This is a genomic window from Kosakonia sp. ML.JS2a (genome assembly GCF_025642095.1).
Taxonomy (GTDB): Bacteria; Pseudomonadota; Gammaproteobacteria; order Enterobacterales; family Enterobacteriaceae.
In genome coordinates, this window is the sequence record NZ_CP106754.1 from 4,645,357 (window position 1) to 4,661,584 (window position 16,228).

Below are 16,228 nucleotides of genomic sequence, written 5' to 3' on the forward strand. Positions count from 1 at the left end.
CCCGGCCCTCTCCCTAAGGGAGAGGGGGAAAACAGAGCCCGCCTCACCTCCCCATGGAGAAGAGGAAACGGGACCGGTCCCCTCTCCCCTCAGGGGAGAGGGTTAGGGTGAGGGGCAACAACGCTTTCATTTAACAAGGATCACCAAATGACTATCAACCTGAAAAACCGCAATTTTCTCAAACTGCTGGACTACACCCCGGCAGAAATCCAGCACCTGATCGATCTGGCCATCACGCTGAAAGCCGACAAAAAAGCCGGACGCGAGAAGAAAACGCTGGTGGGCAAAAACATCGCGCTGATTTTTGAAAAAACCTCCACCCGCACCCGCTGCGCGTTTGAAGTCGGCGCTTTCGACCAAGGTGCGCAGGTGACATACCTCGGGCCAAGCGGTTCGCAAATTGGTCATAAAGAGTCGATGAAGGACACCGCGCGCGTGCTGGGCCGTATGTATGACGGCATCGAATACCGCGGTTATGGGCAGGATATCGTCGAGGAGCTGGGCCAGTATGCTGGCGTGCCGGTCTGGAACGGGCTGACCAACGAGTTTCACCCCACGCAGATCCTCGCGGATTTGATGACCATGCTGGAGCATGCACCTGGGAAAACCCTGCCGGACCTGAGCTTTGCCTATCTGGGCGATGCACGCAATAACATGGGCAACTCGCTGATGGTGGGCGCGGCGAAAATGGGGATGGATATCCGTCTGGTCGCCCCAAAATCATTCTGGCCGGAAGAGGCGCTGGTTGCCCGCTGTCGCGACATTGCCAAACAAACCGGAGCACGCATCACGCTCACCGATGATGTGGACGAAGGCGTACACGGCGTTGATTTCCTCTACACCGACGTGTGGGTGTCGATGGGCGAGCCGAAAGAAGCCTGGTCCGAACGCGTCAGCCTGATGAAACCCTATCAGGTTAACGCTGCGGTGGTGAAAGCCACGGGCAACCCGAACGTCAAATTCATGCACTGCCTGCCCGCCTTCCATAACGAGCACACCAAAGTCGGTAGCGAAATCGAGATGGCCTATGGCCTGAAAGGACTGGAAGTCACGGAAGAGGTCTTCGAATCCGCCAACTCTATCGTCTTTGACGAAGCAGAAAACCGTATGCACACCATTAAGGCGGTTATGGTGGCGACACTCGGCGACTAACGACTCCCCCGGCGTGCCGAGGGTGCGCCGGGGCAACGGAGAACATCATGGGCAAGTTCAAATTTCCTTCCGCTTACACCATTCTCTTTTTCCTGATCGCCGTGGTTGCCGCCCTGAGCTGGGTGATCCCCGCCGGGCAGTATCAAATGACGCTCAACCCGGCCTTAGGCAAAGAGGTGCCGATAGCCGGCACCTATGCCCACGTCGCCGCCCACCCGCAGGGGCTTATTTCGGTGATTATGGCCCCCATCAGCGGCCTGTACGATCCGGTGAGCGGCCAGGCGGGCGCCATTGATGTGGCGCTGTTTATTCTGATCATCGGCGGCTTTCTTGGCATCGTCACCAAAACCGGGGCGATCGACGCGGGTATTGAGCGCGTCACCACGCGGCTGCGCGGTCGTGAAGAGTGGATGATCCCGATCCTGATGGCGCTGTTTGCCGCGGGCGGCACCATTTATGGCATGGCGGAAGAGTCCCTGCCGTTTTACACCTTGCTGGTGCCGGTAATGCTGGCCGCCGGGTTCGACCCTCTGGTCGCCGCATCAACGATCCTGCTCGGCGCGGGGATCGGTACGCTCGGTTCCACCATCAACCCTTTCGCCACGGTGATCGCCGCCAATGCCGCCGGGATCCCCTTTACCCACGGTATTATTCTGCGCGCGGTTATGCTGGTGGTGGGCTGGATGATTTGCGTGGCGTGGGTGATGCATTACGCCCGCAAAGTGCGGGCCAACCCGGCGCTCTCGATCCTCGCGGATAAACAGCAAGAAGATCGCGCGTATTTTCTCGGCAATAAATCGGCGGAAACGCTGGCGTTTACCCCGGTGCGCAAAGCGATCTTGCTTATCTTTGTGGTGGCCTTTGCGGTCATGATTTATGGCGTGTCGGTGCGTGGTTGGTGGATGGCGGAAATCTCCGCGGTGTTTCTCGCCAGTGCCATTATCATCGGGCTTATCGCCAGAATGAGCGAAGAGGAACTGACCTCCACCTTTATCAACGGCGCGCGGGATCTGCTGGGTGTCGCACTGATTATCGGCATCGCACGCGGTATTGTGGTGATCATGGATAAGGGGATGATTACCCACACTATTTTACACAGTGCCGAGGGTATGGTCAGTGGGTTATCCACCGTCGCGTTTATCAACGTGATGTACTGGCTGGAAGTAGTGCTGTCGTTCCTTGTGCCTTCTTCATCCGGGCTGGCGGTTCTGACGATGCCGATCATGGCGCCTCTCGCTGATTTCGCTAACGTCAACCGCGACCTGGTGGTGACGGCCTATCAATCTGCATCCGGCATCGTCAACCTGGTCACGCCCACCTCCGCGGTGGTGATGGGTGGTCTGGCGATTGCGCATGTTCCATATGTGCGTTACCTGAAGTGGGTGGCGCCGCTGCTGGCGATCCTGACTGTTCTGATCATGGCGGCGTTGAGCCTTGGAGCCCTGCTGTAAGGGTGGATAAATGCCGGATAACGCGTTGTTTATCCGGCTTACAGCAGGTTCGGCAACATCAATGGGAAAAATAACATGAACGAATATGGAGATTATTCTGCGAAAGAGCAGCTACAGCTGGAGGTATGCCAGCGTCTGATTAGCGAGAAAAGCTACCTTTCTCAGGAGGAAATTCGCCGTGACCTTCAGTATCACGGCTTTGACAGTATCAGCCAGTCTACCGTTTCCCGCCTGCTGAAGTTGCTCGGCGTCATCAAAATTCGCAACGCCAAAGGACAAAAAATTTATTCGGTAAATCCGCAATCGCGCCCCGCGCCAGACGCCGCCCGTTCCATTTCTGAAATGGTGGTCAGCGTGGAACATAACAGCGAATTTATCCTTATCCACACTGCCGCCGGGTACGGCCGCGCGGTGGCGCGTATTCTGGATTATCACCAATTATCCGGTGTGCTTGGCGTGGTGGCGGGAAGCAGTATTGTCTGGGTGGCGCCGCGCGAGGTCGCACGCACTGCGCTGGTGCATAAACAGATTAAATACTTGCTTAAATCGCATGATTATTCATATAGAACCGTTTGCCATGGGTAAAATGTGCATCAATCGCTTGATTCGCAAAAACAGCTGCGTATAATCCGGGACAATTTGCCGGGAGGAAGTATGGTCCAGTGTGTACGACAGACTGTCTTACCGCGTCTGAAAAAGGGCGCAGGCCTGCCGTTTTCCTTTCCCGTTGCTAATCCTATTCACAGCCCCTCTATTGAGGGGCTTTTTTTTGCGCAGTCGTCAGGAGATAACCATGGCTAATCCGCTATATCAGAAACATATCATTTCCATAAACGATCTCAGCCGGGAAGAACTTGAACTGGTGCTCGCCACCGCCGCGCGACTGAAGGCAACCCCTCAGCCGGAGCTGCTGAAACACAAGGTGATCGCCAGTTGCTTCTTTGAAGCCTCCACCCGCACGCGTCTCTCGTTTGAAACCTCCATGCATCGCCTTGGCGCAAGCGTGGTGGGCTTCTCAGACAGCAGCAACACATCGCTGGGTAAAAAAGGCGAAACGCTGGCCGACACCATTTCAGTCATCAGCACCTATGTTGATGCGATTGTGATGCGTCACCCGCAGGAGGGCGCCGCGCGACTGGCCACGGAGTTCTCCGGTGGCGTGCCGGTGCTGAATGCCGGCGACGGCGCTAACCAGCATCCGACGCAAACGCTGCTCGATCTGTTCACCATTCAGGAAACCCAGGGCCGACTGGAAAATATCAATATCGCGATGGTCGGCGACCTGAAATATGGCCGCACGGTGCACTCGCTGGCGCAGGCGCTGGCGAAGTTTAGCGGCAACCGTTTCTACTTTATCGCCCCGGACGCGCTGGCCATGCCGCAGTACATCCTCGATATGCTTGATGAAAAAGGCATGGCCTGGAGCGTACACGCCAGCATCGAGGAAGTGATGGCGGAGGTCGACATTCTCTACATGACCCGCGTACAGAAAGAGCGCCTCGATCCCTCGGAATACGCCAACGTTAAAGCGCAATTCGTTCTGCGCGCCAGCGACCTGACCCGTGCGCGTAGCAATATGAAAGTGCTGCACCCGCTGCCGCGCGTTGATGAAATCACCACCGATGTGGATAAAACGCCGCATGCCTGGTATTTCCAGCAGGCCGGTAACGGCATTTTCGCCCGCCAGGCGCTGCTGGCGCTGGTACTTAATCGCGATTTGGCTCTGTAAGGGGAACACGACAATGACACACGATAATAAACTGCAGGTCGAAGCGATCAAACGCGGTACCGTGATTGACCATATTCCGGCACGCGTCGGGTTTAAACTGCTGACGCTGTTCAAGCTGACGGAAACCGATCAGCGCATCACCATCGGTCTGAACCTGCCGTCCGGCGAGATGGGGCGTAAAGATTTGATCAAGATCGAGAACACCTTTCTGACCGCCGAGCAGGTCAACCAACTGGCATTGTATGCCCCGCACGCCACGGTAAACCGCATCGACGACTACGAAGTGGTGGGCAAATCGCGTCCCAGTTTGCCTGAGCACATTGTTGGCGTGCTGGTCTGCCCGAACAGCAACTGCATCAGCCATGCTGAGCCGGTGTCATCCAGCTTTGCGGTGAAACAGCGCGAAGACGATATCGCCCTGAAATGCAAATATTGTGAGAAAGAGTTCTCGCACCACGTGGTGCTGGCGAACTAATTGCGGTTGGTAAAGCCTCTCCCCCTCCCTATAATGTGGGGGAACCTCATCACCGTAGTCATTCAGGAACTATTATGACCAAAGTTATCGCGACGGAAAATGCACCAGCAGCTATCGGCCCTTACGTACAGGCTGTTGATCTTGGCAATATGCTCCTTACTTCCGGTCAGATCCCGGTCGACCCGAAAACCGGTAGCGTTCCGGACGACATTGCCGCGCAAGCGCGTCAGTCGCTGGACAACGTGAAAGCTATCGTGGAAGCGGCAGGTCTGAAAGTGGGCGACATCGTCAAGACCACCGTGTTTGTGAAAGATCTTAATGATTTCGCAACGGTTAACGCGACATACGAAGCGTTCTTTACCGAGCATAACGCAACGTTCCCGGCCCGCTCCTGCGTGGAAGTAGCGCGTCTGCCGAAAGATGTGAAAATCGAGATCGAAGCGATCGCGGTACGTCGCTAAGCGACTCGCGCTTACCCGGTAAAACGCCTGCGTCAGGCCGGGTAAGCGCAGCAAAGATACCTGATGGCGGTTCGCCACCAGGCTCACAACGTTTGACTACTGCCAACCGTAGCGGCGGCTGTAGAACCCTTTCACCCACTGCGTCAGCGTCATGTAACCCGCCAGAATCGCCACCAGCCACGGGAAGTAGGAGAGCGGCAGCGCCTGTAATTGCAGGTAACCCGCCAGCGGCGAAAACGGCAGCGCAATCCCCACGCAAATCACCATCAGTGTCATCGCAATTAACGGCCAGGCCGCACGGCTCTGAATAAACGGCACGCGACGGGTGCGGATCATATGCACAATCAGCGTTTGCGACAGCAGGCCCACCACGAACCAGCCGGACTGGAACAGGGTTTGCGCTTCCGGCACATTGGCTTTAAAGACCCACCACATCAGGCAAAACGTCAGAATGTCGAAGATCGAGCTGATCGGGCCAAAGAAGATCATAAAACGCCCAAGATCGGCGGGATTCCAGCGTTGGGGTTTCTCGATCTGTTCGTCGTCAACGTTATCAAACGGGATCGCCACCTGTGACACATCGTACAGCAGGTTCTGGATCAGCAAGTGTAACGGCAGCATCGGCAGAAACGGCAGGAAAGCGCTCGCCACCAGCACGCTGAAGACGTTGCCGAAGTTAGAACTGGCCGTCATTTTGATGTATTTCAGCATATTGGCGAAGGTGCGACGCCCTTCAATGACGCCCTCTTCCAGTACCATCAGGCTCTTTTCCAGCAAGATGATATCGGCCGCTTCACGGGCGATATCCACCGCACCATCCACGGAGATACCAATATCCGCCGCGCGCAGCGCCGGGGCGTCGTTAATACCGTCGCCCATAAAGCCCACCACATGCCCTTCACGCTTCAGCAGCGTGACGATACGCTCTTTGTGCATCGGCGTCAGGCGGGCGAACAGCGTCGTGCGTTTCGCCAGTTGCGCCAAAGCATCGTCATCCAGGTGCTCAATCTCACTGCCGGTCACCGCATCGCCGACCTCCAGCCCGACTTCGTGGCACACTTTCGCCGCTACCAGCTCGCTGTCGCCAGTGAGAATTTTGACGGTGATGCCGCTGGCTTTCAGCGCTTTTAGCGCGGGCGCCGTGGTCTCTTTCGGCGGATCAAGGAAAGCGATATACCCTTCGAGGATCAGATCAGACTCATCCGCACGCTGGTAATCACCGCTGCGCGCCGGAAGGTATTTCGTCGCCACCGCCACCACGCGCAATCCCTGGCGATTCAGGGTGCTGGTCACACGTTCAATACGCCGCAGCATGGTCTCATCCAGCGGGAAGATCTCGCCGTTAAAACGCACCTGGGAGCAGACGCTGAGGATCTCCGCCAGCGCGCCTTTGCAAATCAGCTGATGCACATCGGCCTGCTGCGCCACCACCACCGACATCCGGCGACGTTCGAAATCAAAGGGGATTTCGTCCACTTTGCGCCAGTTGGCGGCCAGCGTTTGTGCGGCATCCGCGTCCACGCCTTCCAGCACGGCGGTATCCAGCAGATTTTTCAACCCGGTCTGGTAATGGCTGTTCAGCCACGCGCTGTGCAGCACCCGTTCGCTGCTTTTACCGCTGATATCCGTATGATTTTCCAGCACGATTTTATCCTGGGTCAGCGTGCCGGTTTTATCGGTGCAGAGGATGTCCATCGCGCCGAAGTTCTGGATCGCATCCAGATGTTTGACGATCACTTTCTGTTTCGACAGTTTCACCGCGCCGCGCGCCAGCGTTGAGGTGACAATCATCGGCAGCATTTCCGGCGTCAGACCCACGGCAACGGACAAGGCAAACAGCGCGGCTTCCCACCAGTCGCCTTTGGTAAAGCCGTTGATCAGCAACACAATCGGCGTCATCACCATCATAAAGCGGATCAGCAGCATGCTGACGCGACCAATGCCTTTCTGGAAAGCATTCGGCTCGCTCTCCTGCTCGCTCACCCGTCCGGCCAGTTGCCCGAACCAGGTGTGACCGCCGGTGGCGATCACCATCGCCTGTGCCGTCCCGCTCACGACGTTCGTGCCCATAAAGCACAGCGTGTCGCATTCCAGCGGGTTCTGTTGCCCTTGCTGACGGGTCGCGGCCACTTTCTCGACCGGCAGAGATTCACCGGTTAGCGAGGCCTGCGCGACAAACAGATCCCGTGCCTGAATCACACGCAGATCGGCGGGGATCATGTCGCCTGCCGCCAGTTTTACGATATCGCCAGGCACCAGTTGATCGATAGGGATCTCGCACCAGCCGTTTTCGCCCTTCTCATTGACCACCCGCAATACCGTTGCGGTATTGCTCACCATCGCTTTCAACGCATCCGCGGCTTTGGTGGAACGCGCCTCTTGCAGGAAATTCAGCAGCGTCGATATCGCCACCATCAATGCAATCACGCCAGCGGCAAACAGATCCTCCGAGGCATAGGAGATCACCCCCAGGCAGGTGAGCAGCAGGTTAAACGGGTTGCGATAGCACACCCACAGGTGCACCCACCAGGGCGACGGTTTCTGCGCCGGGATGAGGTTTTCACCGTGCGTTTGCCGGGCCAGTTCAACTTCCTGCGGGTTCAGCCCTTCCGGGTGGCTGGCGAACGTTTGCCACAGCAGCGCCTGTTCCATGGTGGCGACATTCAGACAGCGTTCGCTCAACGAAGCGGGAATGTCGCCATGCGCAATGTGTTGTGCACCCGGCAGCGGATCGCGCTGTACCAGGCGGCGGGGTAAATGGCGGTTCAGGCGAGCAAAAAGCTGCCGGGTAATGTTTTTCAGCATAACAGTGTCCTTGCCCCCGCATCACGCGGGTGCTTATGTTGCAGACACGGGAAACCGCGCCTGCAGGCGTTATCTGGTTGGCAGGGACAAAAAAGACGTCGCTGCCTTACGCATCCGGTAAGGCAGCAAAAGCAGGCTTACCGGTAGTTTCTCCGTCGCGGGAGAGGGGTGGGATCGGGATCCATCTGGCCTCCGGTAAGGTAGTGAAGAGCGAATGATTACAGTGCGGTATCATAGCGCAGCCGAATTAAACGAAACGTATACATACAACAATCCATATGACTAAAAGGCAGCGACGCAGCCTGTAAACCAGACTTTGCTCATTGCCTATCGGTTGGAACCAGGACGAAACTCCTTTATTCTGCAAACCGCCTGAGAACGGAGAGGGATTAACGCATGCAAAACCGGCTGACCATTAAAGATATCGCGCGCTTAAGCGGGGTGGGTAAATCCACCGTCTCCCGCGTGCTGAATAATGAAAGCGGCGTGAGCCAGCGCACGCGCGAGCGGGTTGAAGCCGTCGTCAATCAGCATGGTTTTTCCCCTTCCCGTTCGGCGCGCGCCATGCGCGGACAGAGCGATAAAGTGGTGGCGATTATCGTCTCCCGTCTGGATTCCCTGTCAGAAAACCTTGCGGTGCAGACCATGCTGCCCGCGTTCTACGAGCAGGGGTACGATCCGATCATGATGGAGAGCCAGTTCTCCCCGGAACTGGTGGAAGAGCATTTGCAGATGCTCAGCCGCCGCAATATCGACGGCGTAGTGCTGTTCGGTTTTACCGGCGTCACAGAGTCCCTGCTCGCCTCCTGGCAATCTTCGCTGGTGTTGCTGGCGCGCGATGCCGATGGCTTTTCCTCCGTCTGTTATGACGATGAAGGCGCTATTCAGCTATTGATGGAGAACCTCTATGCGCAGGGGCATCGCCATATCAGCTTTATCGGCGTACCGCACAGCGACATCACCACCGGCAAACGCCGCCACGACGCTTACCTGGCGTTTTGTAAAACGCATCAGCTTGAGCCGCTGTCGGTGCTGCCAGGCCTTGCCATGAAGCAGGGTTACGAACATGTGGCGCAAGTGCTGACCGCACAGACCAGCGCCCTGCTCTGTGCGACCGATACCCTTGCGCTCGGCGCCAGCAAATATTTGCAGGAGCAGCGCATAGGCAACCTGCAACTCGCCAGCGTCGGTAATACGCCGCTCATGAAATTCCTGCACCCGGAGATTATCACCGTCGATCCCGGCTATGCCGAAGCCGGTCGGAAGGCTGCCGCACAGTTGATCGATCAGGTGAATGGCCGCGTTGATCCGCGGCAGATTGTGATCCCCGCCCACCTGGTTTGATCCCGCCGCCCTACGGTTTATTGTGATCCTCGCCCAATTTCGGGAACGTTCCCATTTTCTATTTTTTTGCCTGCGGTTACGCTTTGCTCCGGTCATTACGCATCATTTCTCCCCCAGAGGCACCATGATGAGCAAAGTAAATCAAACGGACATCGAGCAGCTGATCGCGCTGGTCGGCGGACGGGAAAACATCGCCACCGTCAGCCACTGCATTACGCGGTTGCGCTTTGTATTGAACAACCCGGCGGCTGCCGATCCGAAGGCCATTGAGCAGTTACCGATGGTCAAAGGTTGTTTCACCAACGCCGGGCAATTCCAGGTGGTGATCGGCACCGACGTGGGCGACTACTACCAGGCGCTGCGCGTCGCCACCGGGCTGGCCCACGCGGATAAAGAGCAGGCCAAACTGGCGGCGCGGCAGAATATGAAGTGGCACGAACGCCTGATCTCCCACTTCGCGGAGATCTTCTTTCCGCTGCTGCCTGCGCTGATCAGCGGCGGTTTGATCCTTGGCTTCCGCAACGTAATCGGCGATGTGCCCATGAGCAACGGGCAGACGCTTGCGCAGATGTCACCCGCGCTGAAGACGATTTATGACTTCCTGTGGTTGATTGGCGAAGCCATCTTCTTCTATCTGCCCGTGGGCATCTGCTGGTCAGCGGTCCGCAAAATGGGCGGTACGCCGATCCTCGGCATCGTCCTGGGCGTAACGCTGGTTTCTCCGCAGTTAATGAACGCCTACTTGCTGGGTTCACAAGCGCCGGAAGTGTGGAACTTCGGCCTGTTTACCATCGCCAAAGTGGGTTATCAGGCGCAGGTGATCCCGGCATTGCTGGCCGGGCTGGCGCTGGGCGTGATTGAAACCCGCTTAAAACGTCTGGTGCCGGATTACCTCTATCTGGTGGTGGTGCCGGTCTGTTCGCTGATTCTGGCGGTCTTCCTGGCACACGCCTTTATTGGCCCGTTTGGTCGCCTGATTGGCGATGGTGTGGCCTTTGCCGTACGTCATCTGATGACCGGCAGTTTTGCGCCTATCGGCGCAGCGCTGTTCGGCTTCCTGTATGCGCCGCTGGTGATCACCGGCGTGCATCAGACCACGCTGGCAATCGATATGCAGATGATCCAGAGCATGGGCGGAACGCCAGTCTGGCCGCTGATCGCCCTCTCCAATATTGCGCAGGCCTCGGCGGTGGTCGGCATCATTATTTCCAGCCGTAAACAGAATGAACGCGAGATTTCCGTTCCTGCCGCCATCTCCGCCTATCTGGGGGTCACGGAACCGGCAATGTACGGCATCAACCTGAAATACCGCTTCCCGATGCTGTGCGCGATGATCGGTTCCGGCCTCGCCGGGCTGCTGTGCGGCCTGAACGGCGTGATGGCCAATGGCATCGGTGTCGGCGGCTTGCCGGGGATCCTCTCTATTCAGCCGACATTCTGGCAGATCTTCGCCCTGGCGATGGCTATCGCAGTGGTGGTCCCGATGGCGCTGACCTCCTTTGTTTATCAGCGTAAGTTCCGTCACGGCACATTGCAGATTGTGTAATTTTTTTGGGGCGCCGTTGCGCCCCTTCCTTTTCGCAGGACATTGTTATGAATACCCTTCCCCACTGGTGGCAAAACGGCGTTATCTATCAGATCTACCCCAAAAGCTTTCAGGACACGACCGGCAACGGCACCGGTGATTTGCGCGGCGTCATCACCCGGCTCGACTATCTGCAAACCCTCGGTGTGGATGCCATCTGGCTGACGCCGTTCTATATTTCGCCGCAGGTGGATAATGGTTATGACGTGGCGAATTACACCGCCATTGACCCTCTGTACGGCACGCTGGACGATTTTGACGAACTGGTGGCGCAGGCTCATCAACGCGGGATTCGTCTGGTGCTGGATATGGTGTTTAACCACACCTCAACGCAGCACGCCTGGTTTCAGGCGGCGCAGGATCCCGCAAGCCCTTACCGCTCTTTTTACATCTGGCGCGATGGCGAACCCGAAACGCCGCCCAATAACTGGCGCTCTAAGTTCGGCGGTGGTGCATGGCGCTGGCACAGCCAAAGTGGTCAGTACTACCTGCATCTTTTTGCACCGGAACAGGCAGATCTCAACTGGGAAAACCCGGCAGTACGCGATGAACTGAAAAAAATCTGTACTTTCTGGGCAGATCGCGGCGTTGACGGTTTACGTCTGGATGTGGTGAATCTGATCTCCAAAGCGCAGGATTTCCCCGACGATGAGCAGGGCGATGGCCGCCGTTTTTATACCGATGGCCCGCGCGCTCACGCTTTTTTGCAGGAGATGAGCCGGGAGGTCTTTCAGCCGCGCGCGCTGATGACGGTCGGGGAAATGTCCTCCACATCGCTGGAACATTGCCAGCATTATGCGGCACTGGATGGCAGTGAACTGTCGATGACCTTTAACTTTCATCATCTGAAAGTGGACTACCCCAACGGGGAAAAATGGACGCTGGCGCGCCCCGATTATGGCGCGCTGAAAGCCCTGTTCCGCCACTGGCAACAAGGAATGCACAACGTTGCGTGGAACGCGCTGTTCTGGTGTAACCACGATCAGCCGCGCATTGTGTCGCGCTTTGGCGATGAGGGTGCACTGCGCGTGCCCTCGGCAAAAATGCTGGCGATGGTGCTGCACGGTATGCAAGGCACGCCGTATATCTACCAGGGTGAAGAGATTGGCATGACCAATCCACACTTTTCCCGCATTACCGATTACCGCGATGTGGAAAGCCTGAATATGTTTGCCGGGCTGCGCACCGCCGGGCGTGAACCCGATGAATTGCTGGCGATACTCGCCAGTAAATCCCGCGACAACAGCCGCACGCCGATGCAGTGGACGGCCCGCAAAAACGCCGGTTTCACCACCGGCGATCCGTGGATCGGGCTTTGTGATAACTATCGGGAAATCAATGCGGAAAACGCCGTCAGCGATGCGGATTCGGTGTTTTATACCTATCAGACACTGATCCGTCTGCGCAAAACCCTGCCGTTGTTAACATGGGGGGATTATCAGGATCTCCTGCCTGCGCACGGGCATTTATGGTGTTATCGCCGCCAGTGGCAAGGGCAGACGTTGTTGGTCATCGCCAACCTCAGCGACGAATGCCAGCCATGGCGGCCCGGCGCCTTGCCAGGCGACTGGCAGGTGCTGCTGAGCAACTATGCCGAAACCGCTTCCCGCCCCGTCGACATGACCTTGCGGCCATTTGAAGCCGTATGGTGGCTGCAAGACTGATTTTTCATCCTTTCGCACAGAAAAACAGCAGGGCATAAACCTGCTGTTTTTGTTGAATTTTTAGTCAAAATGAGAATCGGAAAATTTACACTCCGCCAGGTCGCCCGTCCTCTGCGCTATCAGATTTTTACTTTGTTCTGAGTCAATAAAAGCGTAAACATGTTTGATGCAAATCACTATATATAGAAATTAGAATGCACGCCGGCCCTATATGTTGTATTAATCGACTACGATCTACACAAGCATACCGCCTGGACAGCAATGCATGCTGTGGATAACGCGGGCCGAAACGGGACGAACCTATTGGTTTTGGTAATGAATAATCCGCCAGTCAGCGCGTCCTTTATTGTGGATAACCTGTTTTCTAAAATGGAGTGATCATGACACCGCATGTGATGAAACGAGATGGCTGTAAAGTGCCTTTCAAATCAGAGCGCATCAAAGAAGCGATTTTGCGTGCAGCTAAAGCAGCGGGAGTCGATGACGCAGACTATTGCGCCACCGTCGCAGAAGTTATCAGCAACCAGATGCAGGGCCGCTCGCAGGTTGATATCAGCGAGATTCAGACCGCTGTCGAAAACCAGCTTATGTCCGGGCCGCATAAACAACTGGCGCGCGCCTATATTGAATACCGCCATGACCGCGATATTGCGCGGGAAAAACGCGGTCGCCTGAACCAGGATATTCGCGGTCTGGTTGAGCAGACCAACTCGGCACTGCTCAACGAGAACGCCAACAAAGACAGTAAAGTGATCCCCACCCAGCGCGATCTGCTGGCGGGTATTGTTGCCAAACATTACGCCCGTCAGCATCTGCTGCCGCGTGATGTGGTGCTGGCGCACGAGCGCGGCGAGATCCACTATCACGATCTCGATTACTCCCCATTCTTCCCGATGTTTAACTGTATGCTGATCGATCTGAAAGGCATGCTGACGCACGGGTTTAAAATGGGTAACGCTGAAATCGAGCCGCCAAAATCAATTTCCACCGCCACTGCCGTAACCGCGCAGATCATCGCGCAGGTCGCCAGTCACATTTATGGCGGCACCACCATTAACCGTATTGATGAAGTACTGGCGCCGTTCGTGACCGCCAGCTTCGAAAAACATCGCAAAGTGGCGACCGAATGGAATATTCCGGATGCCGATGGCTACGCCCACAGCCGCACTGAAAAAGAGTGCTACGATGCCTTCCAGTCGCTGGAATACGAAGTCAACACGCTGCATACCGCCAACGGCCAGACGCCGTTCGTGACCTTCGGTTTTGGTCTTGGCACCAGTTGGGAGTCACGCCTGATCCAGCAATCAATTCTGCGCAATCGTATTGCCGGTCTGGGTAAAAACCGCAAAACCGCTGTGTTCCCGAAACTGGTTTTTGCGATTCGCGATGGCCTGAACCACAAGTTCGACGATCCGAACTACGACATCAAACAGCTCGCGCTGGAGTGCGCCAGCAAACGCATGTATCCGGACATCCTGAACTACGATCAGGTGGTCAAAGTCACGGGCTCGTTCAAAACCCCGATGGGCTGCCGCAGCTTCCTCGGTGTGTATGAAGAGAACGGCGAGCAGATCCACGACGGGCGTAACAACCTGGGCGTGATCAGCCTTAACCTGCCGCGCATTGCGCTGGAAGCGAAAGGCAATGAAGAGGCGTTCTGGAAACTGCTGGACAGCCGTCTGCAGTTGGCGCGCAAAGCGCTGATGACGCGTATCGCCCGCCTGGAAGGCGTGAAAGCGCGCGTGGCGCCCATCCTCTATATGGAAGGCGCCTGTGGCGTACGTCTGAAAGCGGATGACGACATTGCGTCTATTTTCAAAAACGGTCGCGCCTCCATCTCGCTGGGCTATATCGGGATTCACGAAACCATTAACGCGCTGTCGGGTAATAAACATATTTACGACAGCGAAGCCCTGCGCGCGAAAGGCGTGGCGATTGTTGAACGCCTGCGCAAAGCGGTGGATGAGTGGAAAGAAGAGACGGGTTACGGCTTTAGCCTGTACAGCACACCGAGCGAAAACCTGTGCGACCGTTTCTGCCGTATTGATACCGCCGAATTTGGCGTGGTGGATGGGGTAACGGACAAAGGTTACTACACCAACAGTTTCCATCTCGACGTCGAGAAAAAGGTTAACCCGTACGACAAAATCGATTTCGAAGCGCCGTACCCGCCGTTGGCCAGCGGGGGCTTCATTTGCTATGGCGAATACCCGAACATTCAGCACAACCTGCGGGCGCTGGAAGATGTCTGGGATTACAGCTACCAGCATGTACCGTATTACGGCACCAACACGCCGATCGATGAGTGTTACGAGTGCGGTTTTACCGGTGAATTTGAGTGCACCAGTAAAGGCTTCACGTGCCCGAAATGCGGCAACCACGATGCCGCCCGCGTGTCGGTGACCCGTCGTGTATGCGGTTATCTTGGCAGCCCGGACGCACGTCCGTTTAATGCCGGGAAGCAGGAAGAAGTGAAACGCCGCGTCAAACACCTCGGCAACGGGCAGATTGGCTAACGTCTATTTGCCCGATGGCACTGCGCGATCAATCTGCTATGTATCCGCAACGCAATTGACGTCAGAACAAGGCGGCAATTGCGTGTGTCCCGGCGAGCTTACATCAGTAAGTGACCCGGGTGCACGAGCGTAGCCAACACAGCTACAGCGCCAAATGCGACGAGGAAACATGAATTATCACCAATACTACCCAGTCGACATAGTGAACGGCCCCGGCACCCGCTGCACGCTGTTCGTCTCCGGCTGCGTGCATGAATGCCCCGGCTGTTACAACAAAAGCACCTGGCGGCTGAACTCCGGCGTGCCGTTCACGGCTGAAATGGAAGAGCGCATTATCGCGGATCTCAACGACACCCGCGTTAAACGCCAGGGGATTTCACTCTCCGGCGGCGATCCGCTGCACCCGCAAAACGTACCGGATATTTTAAAACTGGTCACCCGCATTCGCGCCGAATGCCCCGGTAAGGATATCTGGGTCTGGACAGGCTACAAGATCGACGAACTCGACGCCGCACAGCGTGAAGTGGTCGCGCTGATCAACGTGCTGGTGGACGGCAAATTTGTCCAGGATCTGAAAGACCCGATGCTGATCTGGCGCGGCAGCAGCAACCAGGTCGTGCATCACTTGCGCTAAACAGCGCGGCAGCCGTTCACTGGCATCCCGGTAAGCGGCCGCTTTTTCTCGTTTACAAAAACCGTCACCTTGTTGTCCCTGACCGGGTATATTCCCCTGGCATTACATGCATTTTTGGATAACAGCTCACACGTTCATCAAAAGCACGATCCTCCAATAATTAGTCACTGAATTATTACTTCCTGTTTCTATTTATAAAACCAATCATTCACGCTTTCATGTAAAATTAAAACGTTATTTCACTTTTAAATGTCTTATTTTTAATTTTAGATAAGGATCGCACCTATCTTCATCTGGCTGCCAGCGAAGCGGCAAGCGTGGCAGTAAGGCAAAGGTGGTTGAAAAAACATCGGATTACTCTCCTCAAGTATTTTAAACCACCCATAAAATAACGTCAGACAGGTTTTACACT

General features: G+C 56.2%; 15 protein-coding genes. 12 read left to right on the top strand and 3 right to left on the bottom strand.

The genetic code is table 11. From position 1 onward, the window contains the following. The first annotated feature begins 147 nt into the window (after nt 1–147). The 3 genes from argF to N7922_RS21915 all read left to right on the top strand — a co-directional run bounded on the left by argF (nt 148) and on the right by N7922_RS21915 (nt 3,188). Nucleotides 148–1,152 carry an ornithine carbamoyltransferase gene (gene argF / locus N7922_RS21905; protein WP_263098261.1) on the top strand — a complete coding sequence of 335 codons (1,005 nt, stop codon included), beginning with the start codon at nt 148–150 and terminating at the stop codon, nt 1,150–1,152. Nucleotides 1,153–1,199: 47 nt separating this feature from the next. Continuing rightward, entirely contained in the window at nt 1,200–2,603 is a 1,404-nt protein-coding gene (locus tag N7922_RS21910) for a YfcC family protein (protein ID WP_263098262.1), read from the top strand. A 75-nt stretch (nt 2,604–2,678) separates the two neighbouring features. After that, nucleotides 2,679–3,188, top strand: a complete 510-nt coding sequence (locus N7922_RS21915) for an arginine repressor (RefSeq protein WP_061498215.1) — start codon at nt 2,679–2,681, stop codon at nt 3,186–3,188. On the opposite strand, the gene N7922_RS21920 is transcribed toward N7922_RS21915, so the two are convergent. Next, nucleotides 3,162–3,278, bottom strand: a complete 117-nt coding sequence (locus N7922_RS21920) for a hypothetical protein (RefSeq protein WP_088237430.1) — start codon at nt 3,276–3,278, stop codon at nt 3,162–3,164. The two genes, N7922_RS21915 and N7922_RS21920, sit on opposite strands and share 27 nt — an antisense overlap. Here N7922_RS21920 and N7922_RS21925 point away from each other — a divergent pair. The 4 genes from N7922_RS21925 to ridA all read left to right on the top strand — a co-directional run bounded on the left by N7922_RS21925 (nt 3,258) and on the right by ridA (nt 5,268). Beyond that, the gene (locus N7922_RS21925; RefSeq protein WP_263098263.1) at nt 3,258–3,404 is read left to right on the top strand and encodes a pyrBI operon leader peptide; all 147 of its coding nucleotides are present in this window, start codon (nt 3,258–3,260) and stop codon (nt 3,402–3,404) included. The genes N7922_RS21920 and N7922_RS21925 overlap by 21 nt on opposite strands. Continuing rightward, nucleotides 3,397–4,332, top strand: coding sequence for an aspartate carbamoyltransferase (gene pyrB / locus N7922_RS21930; protein ID WP_263098264.1), 936 nt, complete (start codon nt 3,397–3,399; stop codon nt 4,330–4,332). The genes N7922_RS21925 and pyrB overlap by 8 nt, the downstream gene beginning before the upstream one ends. Before the next feature lie 13 nt (nt 4,333–4,345). Continuing rightward, nucleotides 4,346–4,807 carry an aspartate carbamoyltransferase regulatory subunit gene (pyrI, locus tag N7922_RS21935; RefSeq protein WP_263098265.1) on the top strand — a complete coding sequence of 154 codons (462 nt, stop codon included), beginning with the start codon at nt 4,346–4,348 and terminating at the stop codon, nt 4,805–4,807. Between the two features lie 74 nt (nt 4,808–4,881). Then, complete coding sequence (ridA, locus tag N7922_RS21940) at nt 4,882–5,268, top strand: 2-iminobutanoate/2-iminopropanoate deaminase (RefSeq protein WP_061498224.1); 387 nt, start codon at nt 4,882–4,884, stop codon at nt 5,266–5,268. Nucleotides 5,269–5,364: 96 nt separating this feature from the next. On the opposite strand, the gene mgtA is transcribed toward ridA, so the two are convergent. Then, a complete protein-coding gene (gene mgtA / locus N7922_RS21945) occupies nt 5,365–8,073 on the bottom strand; it encodes a magnesium-translocating P-type ATPase (RefSeq protein WP_263098266.1) in 2,709 nt (902 codons plus the stop codon). A gap of 137 nt (nt 8,074–8,210) precedes the next feature. Then, nucleotides 8,211–8,258 (bottom strand): mgtA regulatory leader peptide MgtL, encoded by a 48-nt coding sequence (mgtL, locus tag N7922_RS25340; protein ID WP_411554291.1) that lies wholly within the window; start codon nt 8,256–8,258, stop codon nt 8,211–8,213. A 211-nt stretch (nt 8,259–8,469) separates the two neighbouring features. On the opposite strand from mgtL, the gene treR reads away from it, so the two are divergent. The 5 genes from treR to nrdG all read left to right on the top strand — a co-directional run bounded on the left by treR (nt 8,470) and on the right by nrdG (nt 15,816). Next, entirely contained in the window at nt 8,470–9,417 is a 948-nt protein-coding gene (gene treR, locus N7922_RS21950) for a trehalose operon repressor TreR (RefSeq protein ID WP_263098267.1), read from the top strand. Nucleotides 9,418–9,544: 127 nt separating this feature from the next. Then, the gene (gene treB / locus N7922_RS21955; protein WP_263100977.1) at nt 9,545–10,963 is read left to right on the top strand and encodes a PTS trehalose transporter subunit IIBC; all 1,419 of its coding nucleotides are present in this window, start codon (nt 9,545–9,547) and stop codon (nt 10,961–10,963) included. A gap of 47 nt (nt 10,964–11,010) precedes the next feature. After that, nucleotides 11,011–12,666, top strand: coding sequence for an alpha,alpha-phosphotrehalase (gene treC / locus N7922_RS21960; RefSeq protein WP_263098268.1), 1,656 nt, complete (start codon nt 11,011–11,013; stop codon nt 12,664–12,666). A 380-nt stretch (nt 12,667–13,046) separates the two neighbouring features. Beyond that, nucleotides 13,047–15,182 (top strand): anaerobic ribonucleoside-triphosphate reductase, encoded by a 2,136-nt coding sequence (gene nrdD / locus N7922_RS21965; protein WP_263098269.1) that lies wholly within the window; start codon nt 13,047–13,049, stop codon nt 15,180–15,182. A 169-nt stretch (nt 15,183–15,351) separates the two neighbouring features. Continuing rightward, complete coding sequence (gene nrdG / locus N7922_RS21970) at nt 15,352–15,816, top strand: anaerobic ribonucleoside-triphosphate reductase-activating protein (protein WP_263098270.1); 465 nt, start codon at nt 15,352–15,354, stop codon at nt 15,814–15,816. The last annotated feature ends 412 nt before the right edge of the window (nt 15,817–16,228 follow it).